At 66.6% G+C, this 25,635-nt stretch carries 21 protein-coding genes; 9 read left to right on the forward strand and 12 right to left on the reverse strand.

Translation table 11 applies throughout. The features are described from left to right. Positions 1-183 precede the first annotated feature (183 nt). The 6 genes from glgC to B5D38_RS07430 all read left to right on the forward strand — a co-directional run bounded on the left by glgC (position 184) and on the right by B5D38_RS07430 (position 8,967). Entirely contained in the window at positions 184-1,449 is a 1,266-nt protein-coding gene (gene glgC / locus B5D38_RS07405) for a glucose-1-phosphate adenylyltransferase (RefSeq protein WP_078707757.1), read from the forward strand. Continuing rightward, entirely contained in the window at positions 1,446-2,891 is a 1,446-nt protein-coding gene (gene glgA, locus B5D38_RS07410) for a glycogen synthase GlgA (RefSeq protein ID WP_078707758.1), read from the forward strand. Before glgC ends, glgA begins: the two co-directional genes overlap by 4 nt. Positions 2,892-2,901: 10 nt before the next feature. Next, entirely contained in the window at positions 2,902-4,530 is a 1,629-nt protein-coding gene (locus B5D38_RS07415) for an alpha-D-glucose phosphate-specific phosphoglucomutase (protein WP_078707914.1), read from the forward strand. 16 nt (positions 4,531-4,546) lie between these two features. Continuing rightward, on the forward strand, positions 4,547-6,607 hold the full coding sequence (gene glgX / locus B5D38_RS07420; protein ID WP_245318888.1) for a glycogen debranching protein GlgX: 2,061 nt from the start codon (positions 4,547-4,549) through the stop codon (positions 6,605-6,607). A gap of 180 nt (positions 6,608-6,787) precedes the next feature. Further along, positions 6,788-8,635: a DNA mismatch repair endonuclease MutL gene (gene mutL, locus B5D38_RS07425; RefSeq protein WP_078707760.1), complete on the forward strand. Its 1,848-nt coding sequence runs from the start codon at positions 6,788-6,790 to the stop codon at positions 8,633-8,635. A gap of 104 nt (positions 8,636-8,739) precedes the next feature. After that, the gene (locus B5D38_RS07430; RefSeq protein WP_078707761.1) at positions 8,740-8,967 is read left to right on the forward strand and encodes a DUF2093 domain-containing protein; all 228 of its coding nucleotides are present in this window, start codon (positions 8,740-8,742) and stop codon (positions 8,965-8,967) included. Here B5D38_RS07430 and lpxK read toward each other — a convergent pair. The 6 genes from lpxK to B5D38_RS07460 form a co-directional block, all read right to left on the reverse strand. Beyond that, positions 8,950-10,002 (reverse strand): tetraacyldisaccharide 4'-kinase, encoded by a 1,053-nt coding sequence (gene lpxK / locus B5D38_RS07435; protein WP_078707762.1) that lies wholly within the window; start codon positions 10,000-10,002, stop codon positions 8,950-8,952. The genes B5D38_RS07430 and lpxK overlap by 18 nt on opposite strands. Beyond that, positions 9,999-11,330 (reverse strand): lipid IV(A) 3-deoxy-D-manno-octulosonic acid transferase, encoded by a 1,332-nt coding sequence (gene waaA, locus B5D38_RS07440; RefSeq protein WP_078707763.1) that lies wholly within the window; start codon positions 11,328-11,330, stop codon positions 9,999-10,001. The genes lpxK and waaA overlap by 4 nt, the downstream gene beginning before the upstream one ends. Further along, on the reverse strand, positions 11,327-11,992 hold the full coding sequence (locus B5D38_RS07445; protein WP_078707915.1) for a lysophospholipid acyltransferase family protein: 666 nt from the start codon (positions 11,990-11,992) through the stop codon (positions 11,327-11,329). The genes waaA and B5D38_RS07445 overlap by 4 nt, the downstream gene beginning before the upstream one ends. Before the next feature lie 317 nt (positions 11,993-12,309). Further along, entirely contained in the window at positions 12,310-12,540 is a 231-nt protein-coding gene (locus B5D38_RS07450; RefSeq protein ID WP_078707764.1) for a DUF4170 domain-containing protein, read from the reverse strand. A 74-nt stretch (positions 12,541-12,614) separates the two neighbouring features. Next, positions 12,615-13,421 carry an inositol monophosphatase family protein gene (locus B5D38_RS07455; protein ID WP_078707765.1) on the reverse strand — a complete coding sequence of 269 codons (807 nt, stop codon included), beginning with the start codon at positions 13,419-13,421 and terminating at the stop codon, positions 12,615-12,617. Positions 13,422-13,423: 2 nt separating this feature from the next. After that, entirely contained in the window at positions 13,424-14,767 is a 1,344-nt protein-coding gene (locus tag B5D38_RS07460) for a TldD/PmbA family protein (protein WP_425349318.1), read from the reverse strand. 120 nt (positions 14,768-14,887) lie between these two features. Here B5D38_RS07460 and B5D38_RS07465 point away from each other — a divergent pair, with 120 nt between their 5' ends. Together B5D38_RS07465 and B5D38_RS07470 are read left to right on the forward strand one after the other, a co-directional pair. Then, positions 14,888-16,723, forward strand: coding sequence for a monovalent cation:proton antiporter-2 (CPA2) family protein (locus tag B5D38_RS07465; RefSeq protein ID WP_078707916.1), 1,836 nt, complete (start codon positions 14,888-14,890; stop codon positions 16,721-16,723). Positions 16,724-16,864: 141 nt separating this feature from the next. Further along, positions 16,865-17,947, forward strand: coding sequence for a DNA topoisomerase IB (locus B5D38_RS07470; RefSeq protein WP_078707767.1), 1,083 nt, complete (start codon positions 16,865-16,867; stop codon positions 17,945-17,947). On the opposite strand, the gene B5D38_RS07475 is transcribed toward B5D38_RS07470, so the two are convergent. From B5D38_RS07475 to B5D38_RS07495, 5 genes are all read right to left on the reverse strand, one after another. Continuing rightward, the gene (locus B5D38_RS07475; protein WP_078707768.1) at positions 17,921-18,787 is read right to left on the reverse strand and encodes a patatin-like phospholipase family protein; all 867 of its coding nucleotides are present in this window, start codon (positions 18,785-18,787) and stop codon (positions 17,921-17,923) included. The two genes, B5D38_RS07470 and B5D38_RS07475, sit on opposite strands and share 27 nt — an antisense overlap. Continuing rightward, on the reverse strand, positions 18,787-20,118 hold the full coding sequence (locus B5D38_RS07480) for a M16 family metallopeptidase (RefSeq protein ID WP_078707769.1): 1,332 nt from the start codon (positions 20,116-20,118) through the stop codon (positions 18,787-18,789). The genes B5D38_RS07475 and B5D38_RS07480 overlap by 1 nt, the downstream gene beginning before the upstream one ends. An 81-nt stretch (positions 20,119-20,199) precedes the next feature. Further along, entirely contained in the window at positions 20,200-21,708 is a 1,509-nt protein-coding gene (locus B5D38_RS07485; RefSeq protein WP_078707770.1) for a M16 family metallopeptidase, read from the reverse strand. 119 nt (positions 21,709-21,827) lie between these two features. After that, positions 21,828-22,385, reverse strand: a complete 558-nt coding sequence (gene rsmD / locus B5D38_RS07490; RefSeq protein ID WP_078707771.1) for a 16S rRNA (guanine(966)-N(2))-methyltransferase RsmD — start codon at positions 22,383-22,385, stop codon at positions 21,828-21,830. Positions 22,386-22,388: 3 nt separating this feature from the next. Further along, positions 22,389-24,290 carry a pseudouridine synthase gene (locus tag B5D38_RS07495; RefSeq protein WP_078707772.1) on the reverse strand — a complete coding sequence of 634 codons (1,902 nt, stop codon included), beginning with the start codon at positions 24,288-24,290 and terminating at the stop codon, positions 22,389-22,391. Positions 24,291-24,354: 64 nt separating this feature from the next. Between B5D38_RS07495 and B5D38_RS07500 the strand changes: the two genes are divergently transcribed. Then, positions 24,355-24,804 (forward strand): nucleoside deaminase, encoded by a 450-nt coding sequence (locus tag B5D38_RS07500; RefSeq protein ID WP_078707773.1) that lies wholly within the window; start codon positions 24,355-24,357, stop codon positions 24,802-24,804. A gap of 61 nt (positions 24,805-24,865) precedes the next feature. Here the strand turns inward: B5D38_RS07500 and B5D38_RS07505 are convergent, their stop codons facing one another. Further along, on the reverse strand, positions 24,866-25,474 hold the full coding sequence (locus B5D38_RS07505) for a hypothetical protein (protein WP_245318889.1): 609 nt from the start codon (positions 25,472-25,474) through the stop codon (positions 24,866-24,868). Positions 25,475-25,635: the final 161 nt, after the last annotated feature.

The raw sequence follows: 25,635 nt of genomic DNA on the forward strand, positions 1-25,635 counted from the left end.
CTGTGACATCAGGTCACTCGCTGACCGAACGGAATATTTGTGCTCGGCCGAGCTTAATCCTTGCAGACACTGGCGTTTGCCGCATTATCTAGCCCGAGAAGCAGAGACGGCGCCTCTCTGCTTCTCTCTTATCAAGAGCGTGGGGTTCGGCGCCCTGCCGCCCCGCGGCCATGGGAGGGATATATGCCCGAAGGAAGACGCATTGCGCCTATCTCGCGCGACACGATGGCGTTCGTGTTGGCGGGCGGGCGAGGCAGCAGACTTCTCGAGCTCACCGACCGCCGCGCCAAGCCGGCGGTCTATTTCGGTGGCAAGTCGCGCATCATCGACTTCGCGCTGTCGAACGCGATCAATTCGGGCATTCGACGCATCGGCGTCGCCACGCAGTACAAGGCCCACAGCCTGATCCGCCACCTGCAGCGAGGCTGGAACTTCCTGAGGCCTGAGCGAAACGAGAGCTTCGACATTCTGCCCGCGAGCCAGCTCGTTTCCGAGGAATGGTACGCGGGCACCGCCGACGCAGTTTATCAGAATCTCGGGATCATCGAGGACTACGCCCCCCACTACATCGTCATCCTGGCGGGCGACCACGTCTACAAGATGGACTACGAGATCATGCTGCAGCAGCACGTCGACACGGGCGCCGACGTGACGATCGGCTGCCTGGAGGTGCCGCGCATGGAGGCGGTGGCTTTCGGCGTCATGCATGTGGACGGCGACGACCGCATCACCGACTTTCTGGAGAAGCCGGCCGATCCACCGTCGATTCCCGGCCGCCCCGACACGGCGCTCGCCTCCATGGGCATCTACGTGTTCGAGACGAACTTCCTCATGGATCAGCTCCGGCGCGACGCGGCCGACCCGCATTCCTCGCGCGATTTCGGCAAAGACATCGTTCCGCACATCGTCAAGCACGGCAACGCCTACGCCCACTATTTCAGCCGCTCGGTCGTGCGTTCGGCGGCGGAATCGGAAGTCTATTGGCGCGACGTCGGAACGGCGGACGCCTATTGGCAGGCCAATATCGACCTTACCGACGTCGTTCCCCCGCTCGACATCTACGACCGCGACTGGCCGATCTGGACCTATGCGGAGATCACGCCGCCGGCAAAGTTCGTCCATGACGAGGAGGGGCGGCGCGGTCAGGCGTTCTCGTCGCTGATTTCCGGCGACTGCATCATTTCCGGCGGCACGCTGCGGAAATCGCTGTTGTTCACCGGCGTGCGACAACGCTCCTATTCCTATCTCGACCACGCCGTGGTTCTGCCCTATTGCCATGTCGGGCGCGGCGCGCGCATCCACCATGCCATCATCGATCGCGGCGTTCACATCCCGGACGGCCTGGTCATCGGCGAGGACCCGGAGCTCGACGCCCAGCGCTTCCGCCGCACGAGCAACGGTGTCTGCCTCGTCACCAAGGAAATGATCGACCGGCTCAATTATCGATGACAACCAAGGTTCTGTCCGTCGCGTCCGAAATCTTCCCGCTGATCAAGACCGGCGGACTGGCTGATGTCGTTGGGGCGCTGCCACATGCGCTGGAGCCGTTCGACATCGAAACTCGAACGCTCGTTCCCGGCTATCCCTCGGTGATGAAGGCCATCGGCTCCACCGCCGGCGGGCATTGGCCCCTTGGCACGCTGTTCGGCGGCGCGGCGAGCCTGATCGAGGCCCATGTCCACGGGCTGGACCTGTTCGTGCTCGACGCGCCCCACCTCTTCGACCGTCCGGGCGGTCCCTACATCACCCCCGGCGGCTACGACCACCCCGACAACTGGAAGCGCTTCGCCGCGCTCGCCCAGGCTGGGGCGGCGGCGGCGCTCGGAGCGGTGAAAGGCTTCCGCGCGGACATCGTCCACGCCCACGACTGGCAGTCGGCTCTGACGCCCGTTTATCTGTCCTTCGCGCCGGGCCACCGGCCGAAAACGGTGCTGACCATCCACAACCTCTCCTTCCAGGGAAATTACCCGGCTTCGGTCTTCCCTGAGCTCGGTCTTCCGCTCTCGGCCTGGTCCATGGAAGGCGTCGAATATTACGGCAATGTCGGCTACCTGAAGGGCGGCATCCGCATGGCCGACGCCATCACCACCGTCAGCCCCAGCTATGCCCAGGAGATCCTGACGCGCGAGGGCGGGATGGGCCTCGACGGCCTACTCTCCGCCCGCGCCGATCGTCTTTACGGCATCGTCAACGGGATCGACGACGAGGTGTGGAACCCGGCGACCGACCCGGCGGTGCCGTTCAACTATACGGTCGAGACGCTGGACAAGCGCCAGGAAAACAAGCGTGCGCTGGAGGCCGAGTTCGCCCTCGCGCCCGGCGACGGGCCCATCTTCTCGATCATAAGCCGGTTGACGTGGCAGAAGGGCCTGGACCTTCTCGCGGGCATGCTGGACGAGGTGGTGACGCGCGGCATCCGGCTGGTGGTGGTCGGCTCGGGCGAACCGGGCATCGAGGAAATGTTCCGAGACGCCGCCGCGCGTCATCCCGATAAGATCGGCCTCAAGATCGGCTACGACGAGCCGGTTTCCCATCGCATTCAGGCCGGAGCGGATGGCATCATCGTTCCCTCGCGCTTCGAGCCGTGCGGCCTCACCCAGCTTTATGCGCTGCGCTATGGATGCGTTCCGATCGTCGCGCGCGTCGGTGGTCTGGCGGACACGGTGATCGACGCTAATTTTGCCGCTGTCGCCGCAGGCGTCGCCACGGGGTTCCTTTTCTCGCCGTTCGACTCGGAACACCTCTTCGAGGCATTGGACCGGGCCGCTCGGCTCTACGAGGACAAGACCTCCTGGCGGAGCGTGCAACTCGGCGGCATGAGATCGGACGTCTCATGGGCGGCCAGCGCCAAGCGATATGCCGACCTCTATCGGGAGCTTCTACAAGGTTGAGCCAGCCATCATGATCGAGACCGTTGCGACCACTCCCTTCGACGATCAGAAGCCGGGAACATCCGGACTTCGCAAGAAGGTGCCGCATTTTCAGACGGCCCACTACGTCCAGAACTTCGTCCAGTCGATCTTCGACGTGGCGAAGCGCCCCGAGAAGGCGGTGCTGGTTCTTGGCGGTGACGGGCGCTTCTTCAACCGCGAGGTCGTCGACATCGTCATCCGGATGGCGGCGGCCAACGGCTATGGCCGCGTCATTGTCGGCGCCAACGGGCTCTTGTCCACCCCCGCCGCCTCCAACCTCATTCGCCAGCGAAAGGCGTCGGGTGGCATCATCCTGTCGGCCAGCCACAATCCGGGTGGGCCGAAGGGTGATTTCGGCATCAAGTACAACATCGCCAATGGTGGGCCGGCGCCGGAAGGCGTGACGGAGGCGATCTATCGCCGCACCCTGGAGATCAAGGAATACCGGATCGCCAAGGCGGCGGCGCCCGACCTCTCCACGCCGGGCGAGATCGCATTCGAGGGCATGACGATCGAAGTCGTCGACCCCGTCGCCGACTACGCGGCCTTGATGGAGCAGCTCTTCGACTTTGCGAAGATCCAGGCCCTGATCGCATCCGGCTTCACGCTGACCTTCGACGCCATGCATGCCGTCACCGGGCCTTACGCCACCGAAATCCTGGAAAACCGGCTCGGCGCGGCCAAGGGCACCGTCGTCAACGGCGAACCGAAGCCAGACTTCGGCGGCGGCCACCCCGACCCCAACGCCGTTCACGCCGCCGACCTCATCGCCCGGTTGATGGGCGACGACGCTCCGGATTTCGGCGCGGCATCGGACGGCGACGGCGACCGCAACATGATCGTTGGTCGCGGCATCGTCGTCTCGCCTTCGGACTCGCTGGCGGTGCTGGCGGCGAACGCCCATCTCGCGCCGGGGTATGCCGGCGGCATTGCCGGCATTGCACGGTCCATGCCGACCAGCCAGGCCGCTGACCGCGTCGCCGCCAAGCGTGGCCTCGGCATGTACGAGACGCCGACCGGCTGGAAATTCTTCGGCAACCTGCTCGACGCCGGCAAGGTGACGATCTGTGGCGAGGAAAGCTCCGGCACCGGCTCCAACCACGTCCGCGAGAAGGACGGCGTTTGGGCGGTTCTTCTGTGGCTCAACATTCTCGCGGAGCGGGGCGAGAGCGTGAAGGCGATCCTCGAGGCCCACTGGGCCGAGTTCGGGCGCAACTACTACCAGCGCCACGACTACGAGGAGATCGACAAGCGCGCCGCCGAGAAGCTGATGGAGTCGCTTCGCGACCGTCTCGCCTCCATGGCCGGCCAACGCTTCGGCACGCTCGTCGTCTCCGAGGCGGACGACTTCTGCTACAAGGACCCGGTGGACGGTTCGATCTCCACCGGCCAGGGCGTCAGGATTGTCTTCTCGGGCGGTTCGCGCATCGTGTTCCGCCTGTCGGGAACGGGCACGAAGGGCGCAACCCTCAGGGTTTACATCGAGAAATTCGAACCGGACCCGGCCAAGCATGGGCAAAATCCGGAAGAGGCCCTTGCGGAACTGGTTGAAACCGCCAACGCTGTGGGTGAAATTGAGAAGCGAACCGGCCGCACGAAGCCGAACGTGATCACCTGACGGCAGATGCGGGATGATGGATGAACTGACAGCCGAGCGTGGCGCGCCAGCCGCGCTCGGGGCCACCGTGCACGACGACGGCATCGAGTTCGCCGTCTATTCCGAGAACGCGGACGATATCTATCTCTGCCTCTTCAGCGCGACCGACATCACCGAAAGCCGGCGCTTTCGCCTGCCGGGGCGGCAGGGCGGCGTTTGCTACGGCTTTGCTCCGGGATTGCAGCCGGGCACCCGTTATGGATTTCGCGCCAAAGGTCCATATCAACCGACCGAGGGTCATCGCTTCGATTTCTCCAAGCTGCTTGTCGACCCTTACGCGCGCGCTCTCGACCGCCCCTTCGTCTATTCGCCGGCGCTCGCGACCGCGCCTGAGGAGCAGCTCGACAGCGCGCCGTTCGTACCGCGCGCACTCGCCGTCTCGCCGTCGCCCGATGCGCGGCCCCTCCCCTTCCGCGCGCCCGGCTTCACCTACGAATTGCTGGTCAAGGGCTTCAGCCAGCGCAATCCGGGCGTTTCCGCCGAAAAGCGCGGCACCCTCGCCGCCCTGGCCGAGCCCGCCGTTCTCGACCATTTTGCCCGGATCGGCATCGACACGATCGAGCTGATGCCGATCGCCGCCTGGCTCGGCGAGCGCCATCTTCACCAGCTCGGCCTGTCCAATGTGTGGGGCTACAATCCCATCACCCACATGGCGCCGGACCCGCGCTTGGCGCCGGGCGGGCTCGCCGAGGTTCGCCGCGTGGTCGAAGCTTTGCACGCGCGCGGCATCCGCGTTCTCCTCGACGTCGTGTTCAACCATTCGGGCGAGGCCGACGAAACCGGGCCCACCGTCTGCTTCCGCGGCCTCGACAACAAGCTCTATTACCGTACGCCGCCGGACAATCCCGGCCTCCTCATCAACGACACGGGATGCGGCAACACCTTCGCCGTCGACCGGCCGCCGGTCGCCCGCTACTTCGTCGACGTGCTCAGAAGCTGGGTCGAGACCACCGGCATCGACGGTTTCCGCTACGACCTCGCCACCGTGCTCGGGCGCCTGCCCGACGGCTTCTCCATCGAAGCGCCCTTCTTCAGGATGGTCGCCGCCGATCCTGTCCTGAAGGACCGCATCCACGTGGCCGAGCCCTGGGATATTGGCCCCGGCGGCTATCAGGTGGGCAGCTTTCCGCCGTCCTGGTTCGAATGGCAGGACCGCTTTCGCGACGACGTGCGGCGCTTCTGGCGCGGCGATGCCGGCTTGGTCGGCACCCTGGCGACGCGCATCGCCGGCTCGGCGGACATCTACGATCGCGGCGGGCGCAAGCCCTCGGCGGGCTTCAACTTCGTCGCGGCTCATGACGGCTTCAGCCTCGCCGATCTCACGGCCTATGTCGAAAAGCACAATCGCGCCAATGGCGAGAACAACCGTGACGGGCATAACGACAACCACTCCTGGAACCACGGCGTCGAGGGCGAGACGAAGGACCCTGCGATCGTCGAAGCGCGCAGGCGCGACGTTCGCGCCATGATGGCCACCGTGCTTCTGGCGCGCGGCACGCCGATGATCGTCGCCGGCGACGAGTTCGGCCGCAGCCAGAAGGGCAACAACAACGGCTATTGCCAGGACAACGAGACGGTCTGGCTCGACTGGGCGAAGGCCGATGAAAAGCTCATCGCCTTCACCGGAAGGCTCGCCGCCCTCCGAAAGCGGTATCCGGCCCTGTCGCTCGATCGCTTCCTGACCGGAGCACCCATCGACGGCGATGGCGTTCCCGACGTCGTATGGCTGAAGGAAGACGGCAAGCCCCTCGCCGTTGCCGACTGGACCGCCCCCGACCGGCGCTTTCTCGGCATGGCGCTGCACGCGCCGGCGAGCGATCCAGTAGCCGGCCACAACCGTGTGCTGGTCTATTTCAACGCCGCGCCCGGAGACGCGCGCGTGCGCCTGCCTCTCCCCGGCCCCACCGGCATCTACAGGCTCGCCCTGTCCTCGGACGCGCCCGATCTCGCGCCGCGTGTGGTCGATCATCGCGCCGACTTCGTCGTCAGGGGGCGCTCCGTCGCGGTGCTGATCGAGGAGAACGTGTCGCCGGCGTGACCGCCGCCATCGGTGAATTGCGTTTTGGCGGCGGGACCGGCAAAGTCCCGCTTCCGAAGCATGATTCCGAAGCGCAAACCCTCCGAGAATCATGCTGCGTCAATAGGTTACGGCAATAGGCGGGCCGATCCATCCGCCTCTTCGCCTCGCCATACCATCTGTTCCGAGCCTATTCGCCCAATGCCGATCCGCCAACTCTCCGAAACCATGATCGATCAGATCGCCGCCGGCGAGGTCGTCGAGCGGCCGGCGAGCGTCGTCAAGGAGCTGGTGGAGAATGCCCTCGACGCGGGCGCGCGACGAATCGAGATCGTCACCGCCGGCGGCGGCAAGAGCTTGATCCGCGTTTCCGACGATGGTTCGGGCATTCCAGCCGACGAGCTGCCGCTCGCCATCCGCCGACATTGTACATCGAAGCTCGACGGCGGCCTCTCCGATATCCGCACCCTCGGCTTTCGCGGCGAGGCACTGCCCTCGATCGGCTCGGTGGCGCGCCTCAGCCTCAAGTCGCGGCTCATGGGAGCCGACGGCGCCCATGAAATCCGCGTCGAGAGCGGGCGGATCGATGGCCCTCGCCCAGCGGCGCTCGGGCGCGGAACGGTGGTCGAGGTGCGCGATCTCTTTCATGCCGTGCCGGCGCGCCTCAAATTCCTGAAGAGCGACCGGGCGGAAAGCTCGGCGATCACCGAGGTCGTGCGCCGCATCGCCATCGCCGCGCCCGCCGTGCGCTTCGAGCTTGCCGGCGCGGACCGCTCGCCCACGGTGTTCGAGCCGGCGGACGATGACAATGCGCTGGGGCGCATCGCGGCGGTGGTCGGCGCCGATTTCGCCAAGAACAATCTTGCCCTCGACGCCCTGCGGGAGGGCGTTCGGCTGGAAGGCTTCGCCGGACTGCCAACGTTCAATCGCGGCAACGCGTTGCACCAGTACTTCTACGTCAACGGCCGCCCGGTGCGCGACAAGATGCTTCTGTCGGCGCTGCGCGGCGCCTATGCCGACGTCATGGCGCGCGACCGCCATCCCGTCGCCGTGCTCTTCATCTCGCTCGATCCGGATCTGGTGGACGTCAACGTGCATCCGGCGAAGGCGGACGTGCGGTTTCGCGATCCGGGACTCGTGCGCGGCCTCGTCGTCGGGGCGATCCGCGAGGCACTCGCGGCAAGCGGGCTTCGCGGATCGACGGAGCGCGCGGCAGGTATGATGGCGAGCCTACGCCCGGCCGCCTCTGCCTATTCACCCTCGGCCAGCGCCACGCCCTCCCCGCGTTTTGGCGCGGACCACGGCTTCGGCGAGCGCCGCGACCGCCCGTTCGACATGGCCCGCTCGCCCTTCCGCCCGCTCGACGATCGGCCCGAGGCGGGTGCTCCGGCGCCGGTGCAAATGGACGCCGCCCTCGCGCCGGCGGCACGGATCGCCGAGCCGGAGCCGGCCGAGATCAGTGCGACGCACCATCCTCTCGGCGCGGCACGCGCGCAGCTCCACACCAACTATATCGTCGCCGAGACCGAGGACGGCCTCGTCATCGTCGACCAGCACGCCGCCCACGAGCGCCTGGTCTACGAAGCGCTGAAGGAGGCGCTCTATGGCCGTCCCCTTCCCTCGCAGCTGCTGCTTCTGCCTGAGATCGTCGATCTGCCGGTGGAGGATGCCGACCGCCTCGCCGAGAACGCCGAGGCGCTCAGGCGCTTTGGGCTGTCGCTGGAGCGCTTCGGCCCCGGCGCGGTGGCGGTTCGCGAAACGCCGGCGATCCTTGGCAAGGTCGACACCCAGGCACTGGTGCGCGAGCTCGCCGATCAGCTGGCCGATGGCGGTGATCCCGATCACCTCAAGGAGCGCATCGACCATGTGGCGGCCACCATGGCCTGCCATGGCTCCGTGCGCTCCGGCCGCCGTCTCACCGGCGAGGAAATGAACGCGCTTCTGCGCCAGATGGAGACGACGCCCGGCTCCGGGCAGTGCAATCATGGCCGCCCCACCTTTGTGGAACTGAAGCTTTCCGACATCGAGCGCCTTTTCGGCAGGCGGTAGGAACGGTGACGGCGTTGAGGATCGAGCTCCGGACCTCGGCGTTGACTTGAGGCGCCATCGGGGCGAAGACGGCGGCAAGATCACCACGAAAGAGGCGAAAGCCGATGATGAACCGGATGGACAGCGGGGGCGAGGCCAAGCTTCGCTATCTCGACGGAGACTTCGAAATCGTGCGCCCCGGCGCCTTCGTGCGATGTGTGGTGACGGGCGAATCCATCGCCATCGATGCGCTGCGCTATTGGAGCGTCGATCGGCAGGAGCCCTATGTCGACGCCGCCGCCGCGCTGAAGCGCGAGCTCGAATGCCATCCGGAGCTAACCCGCGGACGTTGAGCGTCCTGAACCGGGCGAAAAACGCCGGCGCTCGAAGGCCGAGAACGCCATCTCGATGAGACGCTCCGGCTGATCCTCCTCGGCGAAGCGCAGCTCGACGTCGAGCACATCGAGACAGGACCGGAGCGACGCGGCGAGGCCGCTTTCGCCGGACAAGCGCGCCGCGTCCTTCGACGTCGTGACGAGCTTGAGGTCGGCGCTCATCGCCTCCTTGATCAGGGCCGCCATCTCCGCTTCCGTCAGGCGGTGATGATCGGGAAAATCGCGGGTCGCGACGATGTGTGCTCCGGCCGCCCGAAGCGTCGCATAGAACTTCTCGGGGTCGCCAATGCCGGCGAACGCGAGGACCCGCGCGCCGGAAAAGCGCTCGGGCCGCACGGAGGCGAGATGCGCGCGCAGCATCGTCCGGCCAGCCCTTGCGCTGGCTCGTGCCGCCGCGCCGGCGCCCTCTCCCTCGCCGACGACCACCAGCACATCGGCGCGTCTCAGCTGCGAGACCAGCGGCGCCCGCAAGGGGCCAGCGGGCAGAACCCGACCATTGCCGAAGCCGCGCTTGCCGTCCACCACCAGGACGGCGAGGTCGGGATGGATCTGCGCGCTCTGAAAGCCATCATCCATGATCACCAGATCGGCCCTCACGGCGGACAGCAAATGCTCGGCGCCGCGTGCCCGATCGGGACAGACGACGGTCGGGCCGACCCGCGAGAGCAGCAGAGGCTCGTCGCCGACATCGCGCGCCGCGCTTGCCTGCGGATCGACAAGAACGGGAGAGCGGGCGCGGCTGCCATAGCCCCTCGTCAGGTAGGCGGGGTTAAGGCCACGCGCCCTTGCCGCCTGCCCGAGCGCCAGGGCGAGAGGCGTTTTGCCGGCACCGCCGACCGTGGGATTGCCGACACAGATGACGGGCACCGGCAACGGAACGCGCGGCGCAGTTTCCAGGCGCCGCCCGGCCACATGGCCATAGGCTGCGGCCAAGGGAGAAAGGGCAAGCGAGAGAGCGCCCGGCCCCTGCCACCAGAAGGCCGGCGCCCTCATTTTCCCCCGCTCAGACGATCGCGCCCGCCGAGCGTGAAGCTCAACTTCAAGGGACGCAGAAACGGGTCGAGCGCCTCCATGGTGCGCCCGAACGCGCCGCGCATTCCGGCGATGGTCTCGCCCCCGGCGGCGATCATCTTGCGGCGCGTCTGCGGCTGGGAAAGAAGGCAGTCCACCTGATCCGACAGGCTCGCTTCGTCCTTGACGAGGCGGGCGGCGCCGGCATCGGCGAGGCGCTGATAGCCCTCCCTGAAGTTCTGGACATTGCAGCCCGACAGGATCGCCGTGCCGAGCATGGCCGCCTCGAGGGGGTTCTGCCCGCCCTGGGCCGACAGCGACTTGCCCATGAAGGCGATCTCGGTGAGACGCAGATAGAGCCCCATCTCACCCATCGTATCGCCAAGATAGATATCGGTGTCGGGGGCCGGCAACGCGCCGCTGCTTCGCCGCACGACCTTGAGCCCGCGTTGGGCGAGTTCGCGCTCCAGATCCCCTGCCCGGTTCACATGACGTGGAACGATGAGGGTGAGGAGGCCGCCATGGCGAGCCTTGAGGCTCTCGTGGATCTTGGCCGCCAGCCTTTCCTCGCCCGAATGCGTGGAAAGAGCCGCCCAAATGGGACGCTCGCCAATGGCCGCCTTGAGGCGCGCGAGTTCTTCCGGATCAGCCGCGGGCGGCGGCACGTCGGCCTTGAGATTGCCCGCCACCTTCACAGCCGGGGCGCCGAGAAGGGAGAAACGCTGGCCGTCGATATCCGACTGGGCCACCACCTGGGAAAGGTTCTCCAACAGCGCCTCGGCGAGCGAGGGCAGCTTTTTCCAGCGCCGGAAGGAGCGATCGGAGAGGCGCGCGTTGACCAGGATCTGGGGAATGGACCGCCGGCCGAGCTCGGAGATGGTCACGGGCCAGATCTCGCTTTCGGCCACGATCGCCAGGTCCGGCCGCCAATGGTCGAGGAAGCGCGCGACGGACGGCCGGAAATCGAGCGGCACGTATTGGTGAAGAACCGAGGGCGACAAACGCTCGCGCACCATGGCGGCCGAGGTGACGGTGCCGGTCGTCATCAGGACGGCGAAGTCGTCGTCGATGAGGCGCTGCACCATCGGGGCGACCGCCGCCGTCTCGCCGACGCTGGCGGCGTGTATCCACACCAGCGGCACGCCCTCGGGCCGCGCTGTGGCGGAATAGCCGTAGCGCTCCCTCCGCCTCGCGCTTTCCTCCTTACCCCGGCTGGCCCGCCAGCTGACATAAGGACCGGCAAGCGGATAGGCGACCGTGCCGACGGCGCGGTAAAGCGAAAGGGCAAGGGCGGCTCGCGACAACTTCATGCCGCCTTCCTCAGGAGGGCCTCGGCCCGCTGGGACACGTCCTCGAGCGCGATGGTCACGGCGCGGCGCACTTCTTCCATCTCGACGTCATCGGCATGGGGCGAAACATGGATCGGATCGCCCACGACGACCGCGACCCGGCCGAAGGGAAGAGGAATCGTGGTCTTGTCCCAGGACCGCTCGACGACGTAGCGATGGCTGCTGACGGCCGCCGCCGGCAGGATAGGGCGGCCGGATATCCGTGACAGGGTGACGATGCCGAGGCCGGCCTCGCGGGCGGTGCCCTTCGGAATGTCGGCGATCATGCAGACACCCTGCCCTTCCTTCAAATTGCGCCGCAGCGACATCAAGGCTCGTACGCCTCCCTTCTGCAAGGATGCCTCGCGCACCCGGCCGCCAGAGCCGCGAACCGTCGAGATGCCGAAGCGCTCGACGACGACCGCGTTGATCTCTGCGTCGCGACTGCGTGAAAGCAACGCCACATAGGGCAGCGATTGCGGCCGGAACAAGGGCGCCATGAGATGCTGCCCATGCCAGAAGGCGACAATGGCAGGATGATGCTCCGTCATTGCCTTCGTCCAATCGCTCGACCCCTCGACAAGGCGCTGCGTTGCGCCGACGAATTTGAGGCAGCGATAGATCAGGCCGCCGAGGGCATGCATCGCGCGCGGCGATCGTGAAAGGCGGCGCCAGCGCGCGGATAAGCCCAACCTTCGCGCCGGCCGGGCCTTGCCGGCCGCCGGTGACGGTGTTTCCGCTTCTGCGAGGACAGGCTTCTTCGACACGATTTCCAAATTTCCGCGTGCAGCCGGCTCGCCGGCGCCCGCCACGCTGTCGCTAGGCTCTCGATCGAAACCGGCGAACGCTCAAGCGTCCTATACGCCGAGCTGCCGCGAAATCACAACCGCACTGAGACTATGGCAAAGGGAAACCGGCGCGGCGACGCCAAAGGCCCCTTCTCCACAGCTTCCGCCGAGGATCAGGCCTGCGGATCGAGAAGACGATGGAGATGCACGATGAAATAGCGCGTCTGCGCGTTGTCCACGGTCTGATGGGCCTTGCCCTGCCATGCCTTGAACGCGGAGGCGTAGTCGGGAAAGATGCCGACGATATCGATCTGCGAAAGGTCGGCGAACTCGACGCCGGTGACGCTTTTGAGCTCTCCACCAAAGACCAGATGCAGAAGCTGCTTCGGCTGTTGTTCGACCATCAATGACCTCCGCCGTCTCTTTTTCGGTCACGGTTCCCGCTCCCTGGACCGAGCCCGAGGAGAAGAACCGATGATTATCCCCGGCTCAGATCCGCCGCCTGAGCGGCAGTGTGTCCGAGCTCCTTGAGTCGCGTTAGCGCGTGTTGCGCTGCGGCAATAAGAAGGCCATGCCTTCTGCCTTCGATGTTGTAAAGCACCATACCACCGCCGGCGTCCAGGAGTGCCCCGCCGGCGCGTTCCAGAATGAGATCGGCGGCGGCAATGTCCCAATCATTTGCTCTCGGACGAATCAGGGTTCCATCCAACTCGCCCATGGCAACCATCGCCAGGCGATAGGCGAGCGAGGGCAGGCTGCGCCTGAAGTCGATGTCGGCCGTCGGCACGCCGGCAAGGCTCTGCCGGATACGATCCGGGCAGGCGACGCGCAGCTTCTCGCCGACTGCCGGCGCTGTTACTGCCGCCCCGTTCAGCAGCGCCGGCCCCGTGCGTGTGGCCGTCACCTCATGATCCAGGGCAGGAGCATAGACGACCCCCGCCACCGGTCGAGCGCCGTCCACCACCGCGATCGAGATGCACCACGACGTCTCGCCCCTCAGGTAGGCGCGCGTGCCGTCGATGGGATCAACGATGAAAAAGCGGCCGGTGCTGCCACCGAGACGATGTTCCGCCTCTTCCGAAACCCAGCCATAGCCAGGGCGGGCATCGAGGAGGAGGCTCTTCAGCAGCCGATCGACGGCGATGTCCGCCTCGCTCACCGGGGAGTTGCCCGCCTTGTACCAGACGCGCGGCTCCTTTCTGAAGAATCCGTTGGCCACGGCGGACGCGCGGCGCGCCGCATCGACGATCAGGGCAAGGTCTTCGTCGTCGCGCGGCGCGTCCATTGCTACCTCCCGGCCACCGTCATGGATTCGAGCCGCAAGGTCGGCGCGACGATCGAAAAACGTGTTTCGCCGTCGTTGGCGAAGGTGACGCTCCGGAAAAGGTCGCGCAGATTGCCGGCGATGGTGATCTCCGCCACTGGCGCACCGATCTGGCCGTTCTCGATCAGGAAGCCGGAGGCGCCCCGGCTGTAGTCGCCGGTGACGATGTTGGCGCCGTGGCCGATCAGCTCGGTCACGTAGAGGCCCTGGTGGGTGTCGCGGATCAATTCATCCGGCGACATAACGCCCGGTGAGACGATGACGTTGGTCGAGGAGGGCGAGATGGAGGAGGCAGAGCGCGATGCGCGCCCGTTGCTTTCAAGGCCAAGCTCGCGCGCCGTCGCGCTGTCGAGAAGCCAGGAGGCGAGGCGCCCATCCTCGACAAGCGTGATCGCCTTGCCCTGGAGGCCCTCGCCGTCGAACGGACGCGAGCCGGGCCGGTGCCGAAGCATCGGCTCGTCGGTGATGGAAACGCCCGCCGGCAACACCATCTGCCCCATGGCATCCTTGAGAAAGCTCGTCTTGCGGGCGATCGAGGCGCCGTTGATCGCCCCGAGAAGATGGCCGATGAAGCCGCGCGCCATGCGCGGATCGAAAATCACCGGGTAGCGCCCTGTCGGGGCCTTGCCGGGATCGAGCCGGCGCACGGCCCTTTCCCCCGCCGCCCGCCCGATCGCTTCCGGGGCGTTGAGATCGGCAAAATGCATGCGCGAATCGAAATCGTAATCGCGCTGCATCCGTGTTCCCTCTCCCGCGATCACGCTGGCGGAGCGAGAGAAACCAGACCGCTTCTGGCTGCCGCGAAACCCGGTCGAGGTGGCGAGAAGCAGGCCGCTCCATCCGGCGGAAACGCCCGCGCCATTGGAATTGGTGACGCCGGAAACGGCAAGCGCCGCTTCCTCCATGGCAAGCGCGTCGGCCAGCATCGCATCGCTCGCCGGCTCCGTGCCGTCGAAAAGATCGAGGTCGGGCACATCCTTGGCGAGGAGCGCGGGGTCGGCGAGGCCGGCGAACGGGTCCTCGGGCGAGACGCGAGCCATGGCGACGGCCCGCTCGGCAAGCCTTTCGACATCGGCGGAGGCATCGGCGGAAACCGTTGCCGAGCGCTTTCCGACGAAGACGCGAAGCGCAACGTCCGCGCTTTCGGCGGAATCCGTCTCCTCCACCGCGCCGAGCCGAACCGAGACGGATCGGCTCGCCGAGCGCACCACGGCGGCGTCGCTGCTGTCGGCGCCAGCGCGCCGCCCCGCCTCGATCAGGCGCTCCGCCATGTCGAGGAGCTTCTCGGTCTGTTCGTCCATGAGCAATCCTGCTGAATTCGGCTTTCCAACTCTCTATGATGGAACGGGCGGTCGAGGGAATCACCGCCTGCGCCGATCGACGATGCCGGAACGTGGAAACCACAACATAGGGTGCCGAGGATCAAGGTGGAAGAAACAGGCCCCCTTTTCATCGACGCCCTTCTTCTCCTTTCCAGCGGGGTCGTCGCCGGCGTGGTCTTCAAGCGAATCGGCCTCGGCACGGTGCTCGGCTATCTCTTCGCCGGTCTCGTCCTCGGCCCAGAGCTGCGCCTCATCAATGGCGACAAGGGCGGCTTTCTGCATCTCGGCGAGCTCGGCGTCGTCCTGCTGCTCTTCATCATCGGGCTCGAACTGCGCCTTTCCCGGCTATGGGCGTTGCGCCGGCAGATTTTCGGCCTCGGTCTCGCACAGGTTCTGATCACCGGCCTCATCCTGACGGGGGGCGCCATGGCCCTCGGGCAGAGCACGCCCGCCAGCCTCATCATCGGCTTCGGCCTTGCCCTCTCCTCGACGGCCTTCGCGCTCCAGATGCTGGAGGAGAAGGGCGAGACCAACACGCGCCACGGCCAAGCCGCCTTCTCGGTGCTGCTGTTCCAGGACCTCGCGGTCGTGCCGCTTCTGGCCATGCTGAAGCTGCTCGCGCCCTTCTCGGGCGGAGCGACGCTGGACCCGGTCCAGATCGCCCTTTCGCTGTCGGCGATCGTGGCGTTGATCCTGGCCGGCCGCTTTCTCTTGAACCCGTTGTTCCGGCTCATCGCGGGCGCGGGAGCGCGCGAGGTGATGATCGCCACCGCCCTGCTCGTGGTCCTCGGCGCGGCGATGCTGATGGAGGTCGCCGGCTTCTCCATGGCCATGGGCGCCTTCATCGCTGGCGTCCTTTTGGCTGAATCGTCCTACCGCCATGAACTCGAGGCGAGCATCGAGCCCTTTCGCGGGGTGCTCCTCGGTCTCTTCTTCATTGCCGTTGGCCTGTCCATCGATCTCGACGCGCTGCGGCACAACTGGCTCGCGCTCATCCTTCTGACGCCGCTCATGATGGTGGTGAAGGCAGTCGTGCTCTACGCCCTGTCGCGAGGCTTCGGCGCCTCGCGCACGGTGGCGCTGAGGATCGCGGCGCTCCTGCCGCAGGGCGGCGAGTTCGGCTTCGTCCTCTTCACCTCCGCCGTCTCCAGCTTCATCTTCGACCAAGCAATGGCCTCGCTCCTCGTCGCCATCGTCACGCTGTCCATGGCCCTGACGCCGCTGTCGAGCCTCGTGGGACGCCTCCTGGAAGAGCGCCAGGACGAGGAGGAGGTGATCGACGAGGATTTCGAGGGCGCCGGTGGCGAGGTGCTGATGATCGGCTTCTCGCGCTTTGGTCAGATGGTGGCGCAGGTGCTCTTGTCGAGCGGCATCGACGTCACCATGATCGACTCCTCGGCGAGCCAGATCCGGACGGCCGAGACCTTCGGCTTCCGCGTCTATTTCGGCTCCGGCCTCCGCCGCGACGTGCTGGAGGCGGCGGGCATTCGAAGGGCGAAGATTGTCGCCGTCTGCACCAACCAGCGCGAGGTCACAAACCAGATCGTCGAGCTCATCCGCTCGGATTTTCCCGATGTAAAGCTCTTCGTTCGCTCCTACGACCGGGTCCATTCCCTCAGTCTGCGAGCGCAGGGCGTCGACTACGAGATGCGCGAGACGGTGGAGTCGGCGCTTTCCTTCGGCGGCGCCGTGTTGACGGCGCTCGGCGCCGAAGCCGAACTCGCCGAGGCGATCGTCGCCGACGTGCGGCGGCGCGATCAGGAGCGCCTCGATCTTCAGGAGGTCGAGGGCATCTACGCCGGCAACGACATGATGACGACGAGGGTGGTGCGGCCGGAACCGCTGACGAAGCCGAAGCAGGCACCGGCACGCCAGGACGGGCCTCCAGAGGGGCGCACCCGCTCCGCCGATGCGGAAGCGTCAGGCCAACCGCGCCCCTGATCTCAGTTGCCGCGACCCGATCCGCTTGCCGGATCGGCGGAACCCGCATCGCGCTCTCGCCGTTTTCGCCCGGCTCCGTCGAGCATCTCCGCCGACGGTCTTCCGCCATGTCGCCAGACAGGAGAACGGCCCAGCCCGATCATGAACAAGCGCCTTCTCTTCCATGCCGAGCGGATCGGTCTTCTGATGGTCGACCCTCATTGCTTCGAGGTGGTTCGGCAGCGGCGCGGCAAAGGCTTCTCACTTTGTACTGGCGACGGCGAAAAAATCGCCGACAAGGCTCTGCGAGCCCGCGTGAAGGCGCTGGCCATACCACCAGCCTGGCAGGACGTGCGCATCTGTCTCAACGAGAACGGGCACATCCAGGCGGTGGGGCGGGACGAGAAGGGGCGCCTGCAATACCGCTATCATGACCGTTGGGTGGACGTGCGCAACGCGGTCAAGACCGAGCGCCTGCTCCGCTTCGGCCACGCGCTGCCGCGCCTGCGGGGCCGGGTCGCCAAGGACCTTCGGCGCAGGGATCCTTCCTTCATCCTGACGGCTGCGACGGCAACCCGCCTCATCGATCTGGAAGCCATGCGGCCGGGACACGAGAAATACGCCGAGGATGGCGGGCGCGGCGTCGCTTCATTGCGAAAATCGAACCTGCGGATCGTCAAGAAGACGGCCGTGCTCCAGTTCGTGGGCAAATCCAACAAGGCGCACCGCGTCGAGGTGAAGGACAAGGCGTTTCTCACTTCGCTGAGCCGCGTCCGCAAGGTGCGGGGCAAGCGCCTCTTCCAGTTCCCTGGCGAGACCAAGAAGCGTCGCCGCCTCACCGCCGGCCTGCTCAACGACTATCTCCACGAGGCCGCCGGCGCGCCGATCTCGGCCAAGGACTTCCGCACCTTTCGCGGCTCGGCGGAGGCGCTGCGCTTCCTGATCGAGGACGCGGAGCCCGAAGCGTCGAGCCAGGCGAAGAAGAAACGCTCCGTCGCCGCCGCCATGAAGGCCGTGAGCGAGGTATTGCGCAACACGCCAGCCGTCGCCCGCTCGTCCTATGTCCACCCGGCGATCATCACCGCCTATGAAGAGGGAACGCTGGACCCTTCCCTCTTCAAGGGCCGAACCCGCGAGGGATTGACGCGCGAGGAGACGGGGCTGATGCGCTTTCTCGAAACCCACGCCGTGGACATCAAGGAAGCCGGCGGCGCGCCCTCATCCGACGTCCTGGCCGGTCAGTGAGCGTACCGGCGCGTTCCGCTTCAGCGCGCCTTCCAGCGATCGTCTCGTCTCGTCATAGGTATCGGATGTCGCCGCAAGAATCCGCGCGGCATTGAAGAATTCGAGGACGCCGACCTTCGACACAGCCGGCCGGATCAAGAGGTCGGGGCTCGCGATGCGCAGCTTGGCCTCGATGATGGACTGCATCATCAGCTGGGATGATCCCATGATCGCCTGCATGGGCGTGGGCATGGTTCCAGCAGAGCCCTCCGGCCCGCCGGTCACGTCGACGGCCAGAATGAAGTCAGCTTCGTCCTTCAGGAGGTCGAAGGGCAGCGGATTGGTCATCCCGCCGTCGATCAGGATGGCGTCGCCCTTTCGAACGGGGCGGAAAACCGCGGGGATCGCCGCCGAGGCGGCGAGCGCCGGCAACAGCGCTCCTTCATCCATCACCTGTTGGTGCCCGGCGAAGAAATCCGTCGCCACGGCACGAAACGGAATCGGCAGCGTCTCGAAGCTCTCGGGAAGTCCCTGCGGCAGATAGGCGGCAAGCATCCGTTCGATGTTGAGCTGTCCGAGGCGAAAGCCGCCGTCCGCGACGAAATCGGCGAAGCTCGGCGGACGCGTCTGCCACAGCTTCCCGGCCATACGGGCGGGCGAGAGGTTCTCAAGTGCGTAGGCCCCCAGCTCGGCGCCGCTCATTCCCGCGGCGTAGAGCGCGCCCATGATGGCGCCGATGGAGGTCCCGGCGATGGCCGCCGGACGAATGCCTAGGTCGTCCAGCGCCTTCAACACGTGGATATGGGCAAGGCCCCGCGCTCCGCCGCCGCCGAGCGCGAGGCCGACACGGTGGCCGGCCATCAGCTTTTGGACGGCCCCACCACGACGACCGTCGGCTTGGCCGAGAGGAGCTTGTTGGCCACCCGCTTGGCATCATCCAGCGTTACCGCGTCGATGAGGGCGCCGCGACGGTCGATATAGTCGATGCCGAGATCGTCGAGCTGAATGCCGACGAGGGTCGAGGCGATGGACAGTGAGGAGTCGAGGTTGTTCACGGCATAGGCACCCTTGACGTAGTCCTTGGCCTTGGCGAGTTCCTCGGCCGTCGGCCCGTCCTTCGCCATCTTCGCCACCTCGTCCTTGATGATCTTCTCGCTTTCGTCGGCCGCCTCGGCGCGCGTCGCGGTGGCGATGCCGAGCATCGCGGAATGATCCGAGCTGGAAAGCCAGGAGGAGACGCCATAGGCCAGCCCGCGCTTCTCGCGAACCTCCTGATAGAGACGGGAGGTGAAGGGGCCGCCACCGAGCACCTGGTTCACCAGGTAAGCGGCGAAGAAGTCCTTGTCGTTGCGCTTGAGGCCCGGCAAGGCGAACTGGAGATTGGTCTGAGGCACGGCGAGCGGCACATCGACGGACTTGCCGAGGATCGGCGAGACATCGGGCACCTTCGGCAGATCGGCCTTTTCCGCCAGCGGCCCGAAGACTTCGTCCAGCTTGGCGCCGAGCGTCTTGGCGTCGATCGCCCCGACGACGCCGACATAGAGATTGTCCTTGGCGAAACCGCGCTTGCGATAGGTCTCGAGGTCGTCGCGCGTCACCGCGCCGAGAGTGTCGACCGTTCCCTCGACCGGCTTGGCGTAGGGATGACCGGCGTAAACCGTCTCGCGGAACGCGCGGCCGGCCTTCTCCTGCGGATCGTTCTCGTCGGCGATGATGCCGGTGGCGATCTGCCCGCGAATGCGCTGGATGGGCTCGTCGTCGAAGCGCGGCTGGTTGAGCGCCAGGGAAAGAAGATGGAACGCCTCGTCCTGGCTCTCCACCAAGGTTCGGAAGCTGCCGGTGAAGGCGTCGTAGCTGGCATCGAAACTCAGGGAGACGCCGAGCTCGTCCAGCTTCGACTGGAATTCGGCGCTCTTGATGTCGCCCGCGCCTTCGTCCAGCAGTCCGGACAGAAGATTGCCCGTTCCGCCCTTGCCGTCGGCATCCAGGGTCGTTCCTGCCCCCTTGAAGGCGAACTTCATGGCGATCAGGGGATTGGTGTAGTCCTCAACGAGGTAGGCCTTGATGCCGCCAGGGCTCGTCACCTCCTGAATTTCCACGGCTTCGGCAGGTTCGAGGGCGAGAAAGCCGAGGCCGAAGGTGAAGGACAGGACGGCGAGGGAACGGGCGAGCGGCCGAAAAGACATGGTCATATCAACTCTCGTGAAAGCGGTGTTCGGCGAACGGCCCCCAGGAGATGGCGACCGCTCGGACGTAGGTCTTAAGCGCCGAAATCAGGACTGGCTCTGAGAGACGGCCGGCGGCGGCGCGGGCGGCATCGCGCCTTCGGCCGCGGGAGCGGACGAGGGATGCGTCGGCTCAAGATAGCCGGTCACCGAGCGCTTGGCTTCGAGGTATTTCCGCGCGACGGCGTTGACCTCGTCCACGGTTACGGCCTCGATCCTCTCCGGCCACTTCTCGACATCCTCAATGCTGCGCCCGGTGGACAGGGCCGCGCCATAGCGTCGCGCCATCGCCGCCTGATTATCGCGCTCGAAGATCACCGCCTTGCGCACCCGATTCTTGGCGCGCTCCAGCTCGTCCGGCGTAATGCCGTCGTTGACGACCTTGGCGATCTCGGCATCGATGGCGGCCTCGATCTCGGCAATGGTCGCGCTGCCGCGCGGCATGCCGTAGACCATGAACTGGCCATCGTTGAGGGCCGTGCCGGCATAATAGGCGCCGGCGCCCGCCGCGATGCCCTGCTCCACGACGAGCGAGCGGTAGAAGCGGCTGGTGGTCCCACCGCCGAGGATATCGGCAAGGATATCCAGTGCCTCCGATTCATGCCCCTTGGCCGTCGTGTCGGACGGCACGAGATAGGTGCGCTGGAGGCTCGGCTGCGTCACCTGATCGTCCTTCAGCGTGACGGTGCGCGCCGCCAGCGGCTCCGGCTCCTGCGGGCGCACGCGCGCCCCCGGATCAGCGCGACGCGGCACCTTGCCGTAAGTCTCCTCGGCCAGGCGCTTCACCTCGTCGGTGGTGACGTCGCCGGCGACGATCAGCGTCGCGTTGTTGGGCGTATAATACTTGTCGTAGAAGGCGATGGCGTCATCGCGCGACAGCTTTTCCATCTCGCTTCTCCAGCCGATGACGGGAATGCCGTAGGGGCTGTTGGCGAAGAGCGTCGCGTCGACGGATTCGGAGAGCTGGGCCTGCGGATTGTTGTCGATCCGCATCCGTCGCTCTTCGATGATCACCTGGCGCTCGGGCAGGATCTGCGCGTCGGTGAGTATGAGATTTTCCATCCGGTCGGCCTCGAAGCGCATCATCTCCTCGAGATGATCGGCCGCGACCTGCTGGAAATAGGCGGTGTAATCCTGCGTGGTGAACGCGTTCTCCTGGCCGCCGATATCGGACACGGCGCGGCTGAACTCGCCCTCGGGATGTTTCTTGGTTCCCTTGAACATCAGGTGCTCGAGGAAGTGGGCGATGCCGGAGACGCCCGGCTTCTCGTCGGCCGCGCCCACCTTGTACCAGATCATGTGCGTGACGATCGGCGCCCGGTGATCCGGAATCACCACCACCTGAAGGCCGTTGGCGAGGGTGAAGTTGTCGATCTCGCCCGCCTTCTCCTCCACCTTCTTTTCCGCCGCCTGCTCGGTCGGCGACAGCGTCTTGGCGGCGTCCGCCTGAGCCGCCGGCTTCGCTGCGGCTGTCTCGGCCATGGCCGGCAATGTCAGGCTCGTGGCCAGAAGGGCGGCGAGAAGGGCCGGATGGCCCCGGCGAAGAATGCGTCTCATCGTCAAGAACGAACTCCCATCGATTGGTGCGGGGCCACTTGGCCCGTCCGCCGGGTCGGTCGCTCAGGAAATAGGCGGCCGCGTGTCTCGGCGCCACTTACGATTTTGTTAGGCTGGTTTTATGACGCGAAGGTGAGAAAGCGCAGCGTCGTCTCGCCCATCGAGCGCTCGTCCACCAGATCGAACCCCGCCGGCGGATCGAAAGCGGCATCGGCCGCCTCTTCCACCACGGCGAGCGCTCCCGGCTTCAGCCAGCCGCCGGACAGGGCGCTCTCCAGCGCCCTTTCGCCAAGCCCCTTGCGATAGGGCGGATCAGCCAGGAGAAGATCGAAGGGCTCCATGGTGCCCGGCACGCCGAGCCGCGTCGCATCGCGCCGAAAGATCTTGGTGCGCCCCTGGAGCTGCAGCGTCTCGATGTTGGTGCGCAGAAGGCCCCGGCCCTCGACGCCCTCCTCGACGAAGAGACAGAAGCGCGCGCCGCGCGAGAGCGCTTCGATGCCCAGGGCGCCGGTGCCCGAAAAAAGATCGAGCACCCGCCTTTCCTCAAGATCGAAACCCAGTCCATGAGCCAGGATGTTGAACAGGGTCTCGCGGTTGCGATCGGCGGTGGGCCGGATCTGGTCCGACTTCGGGGCCGCAAGACCGCGCCCGCGAAATTCGCCGCCGACGATCCGCATCGCCTATTCCTTGTCCCTGGTCGGCCGCCGCGGGCCTTTCGGGCCGGGCTTGCCGGCGCCGCGAGGGCGATCGCCGCCCCTCGCCGATGGGGCGGGCTTGCCCTCGCTCCAGCCGCCTTCGGTCGGCTTCTTGCGGCCCTCGCCCTGCGGGCGCGCCCCCGGCGCCATCCAGACATTGGCGTGCCGGCGGCCCTGACCGGTGGGCTTGCGGGGCGCGCGACCCGCATCCGTCCCGCCATCCTGGTCGCTGCGACGATCCTTGAAGCGCGGCCGCCCTGGCCCCGCATCGTCGCGCTCCTGGCTTCGGCGCGGTCGGGTGTCCATGCGCTCCAGCGCCTTTTCCCGCTTCTCCTCGCCGAACCGCTTGCGGTTGGGGCGCTCGGCGGCCTTCTCGCCGGAAGAGCTGATCCAGTCGTTGCGGCGCTTCTGCTTTGGCTCGTCGGTCTCGCGGCGTTCCTCGGACTTGACCGGCTTGTTCGAGAAGGCGTTGACGACGGGGGCGTCGAAATCGGCGCCGGACTCCTCGATCAGGCGGTCGCCGAGCTGGTCGCGCAGGGTGCGGCCCTTGATTTCCCGCACCGCGCCCTCTTCCAGATCCGCGAGCTGGAAGGGGCCGAAGGAGACGCGGATGAGGCGGTTCACCTCAAGCCCAAGATGGCCGAGGATGCGCTTGACTTCCCGGTTCTTGCCCTCGCGCAAACCGACGGAAAGCCAGACATTCGTGCCCTGCTCGCGCTCCAGCGCCGCCTCGACCGCGCCATAGAAGACGCCGTCGATGGCGATGCCGTTCTTCAGCTCGTCGAGCTGCTCCTGCTTCACGCTGCCGTGGGCCCGCACGCGGTAACGTCGGAGCCAGCCGGTGGCCGGCAGCTCCAATGTGCGGGCGAGGCCCCCGTCGTTGGTAAGAAGCAGCAGACCCTCGGTGTTGATGTCGAGGCGTCCGACCGAGAGCACGCGCGGCATATCCTCCGGCAGGCGATCGAACACCGTCGGCCGCCCTTCCGGGTCGCGGTTGGTGGTGACGAGCCCGGCGGGCTTGTGGAAGAGCCAAAGCCGCGTGCGCTCGATGGCCGGCAGCGGAGAGCCGTCGATCTCGATGCGGTCGCGCGCCGTTACCGTCAGGGCCGGGCTTTCCAGCACCTTGCCGTTCACCTTGACGCGACCGTCGGCGATCATGCCTTCCGCGTCTCGGCGCGAGGCGATGCCGGCGCGCGCCAGACGCTTGGCGATCCGCATCTCACCGGGCTGCGACGTCTCCTTGTCCTCGCTCGCGCGAGGAGCACCGCGAGGCGGACGCCGCTCGCCACGCTCGTCGCTCTTGCCGAAAGAGCGCTGCCGGCCGCCGTCGCGCTCGCCGAAGGGCTTGCGGGGCCGCTCGTCGCGCCGCTCCTGCCCCTCACCGCCGCGATCCGGACGAGACCTGCGCTCGCCACGATCCTCAGAGCGTCTTGGCCGGTCGAAATCCTTGCCGGATCGTTCGCGCGGTCCGTCCCGCCGCTCCGCGCCCTCACCGGCAGCGCCATAGGCGCGCAGTGGCCTCTCGGCCCGGTTCGCCCCTTCCTCGCCATCACGAGGACGATCGTCGAAACGCCTGGGACGATCGCTAAACCGCTCCTTGCGGCCACCGAATTCCGCCCCACCCTGCTTGCCGTGGGAAGCGCCCTTGCCGAGCTCGCGCGGCTTGCGGTCGCCGGCCGGTTCGGCCTTGACGCGGCCATAGCTCTTCGGCCGGTCGCCCTTGGCCCCGCCGCCGCCATGGGAGAACATGCCGCGAGAGCGCGGCGTGAACGACTTGCGCCCGCCTTCGCCGTTTCCCGCGCCGCCATCACGTCCACCGTCGCGCCCGCCGCCGCGACCGCCCGACTTCCCGCCGCCTTTTCTTCCGCCGTCCGTCTTGTCGATCATTGTGTCTTTGCCTTTGTTGCGGCGCTCACTATCAGGTCAAGGACGATGGAGCGAGAGGGAGGCGATGGCCAGGGTGAATTTCATGGAACTCGCGCTCGCGGAAGCGCGCGATGCCGCCGCCCGGAACGAGACGCCGGTCGGCGCCGTGATCGTCGAGGGCGGCGTCGTGGTCGCCCGCGCCGGCAACGAGACCCGCGCGCGCAACGATCCGACGGCGCACGCTGAAATACTGGTAATCCGCGAGGCTGCGCAACGGCTCGAAAGCGAGCGGCTGACGGGGTGCGACCTCTATGTGACATTGGAGCCGTGCGCCATGTGCGCGGCGGCGATCTCGTTCGCGCGCATCCGCCGGCTCTATTTCGGGGCCGGCGACGAAAAGGGCGGCGCCGTCGAGCACGGCCCCCGGTTCTACGGGCAGGCAACCTGCCATCATGCGCCGGAGGTCTATTCGGGAATCGGAGAGCGCGAGGCGGCAAGCCTCCTCAAGGACTTCTTCAAGGCGCGGCGCGACTAATCCGTCAATCGAAAGCTGACGTACCGCGTTTCGATCGATTTCGGCCTTCGCGGCGCGAAGCTCAGAAGGGCCAGAGCTTGCCGAGCGACTCACCGATGGTCGACTTGCCGCCGGCCTTGATCCTGCGCTCCTTGACCTCCTCGTCGACGCCTTGCTCGCCGACGGGCGCGCCCGCGGCCGGCTGGCGATAGCCCAGAGGCGGCTCGCTCAGATATTTCCGGCTGGTGTCGCTGCCCTGCTTCTGCTCGGCGATACGCCTCTGGAACTCGGCGCTGCGCTGCTTCGGATCGGCGATCCCGGTGTTTTCTTCGGAACGGGCGCGCGGATACTGATCCATGGTTTCGGCCAGTGCCAGCGCGGTCTTCCGGTCCCCGGCGTCGGCGGCGGCGCGAATCTTCGCGCGACGATCCTCCGGCGATTCAGGCCAATTGGGCTGGTTGGCGACCGCGACCTTCTCCTGCGGAGGCGGCAGCACGGTCGTATTGGCAGGCTTCACCAGTTCGGGCCGAGGCTTGTAGTCGATCGGGTCGTGGCGCGTCGAGTCGAGCGCAACGACATTGGTGATATCGTCGACGAGTTGCTGTCCGGCCGGCTTATCGGTTCCGTAGGTCGGTCCCATGCACCCGGCCGTGGCAAAGCCCGTCACCACCAGAGCCATGGCGAGGCTCAAGGGGAAATCCCTTTTTGACACCATCATTTCGGCCCCCTCGCCGATGAGCGGCGCCCGCAACCGTCGGGCGCGCCGCAGCTTCCGCGCTCTGTCATGAAAACTTGGCGAATTCCGGGCGAACTTCTAAGGCACAGGCACCGGAGAGGCAAGCGGGCGGCCCG

The organism is Consotaella salsifontis (assembly GCF_900167365.1).
Taxonomy (GTDB): Bacteria; Pseudomonadota; Alphaproteobacteria; order Rhizobiales; family Rhizobiaceae; genus Consotaella; species Consotaella salsifontis.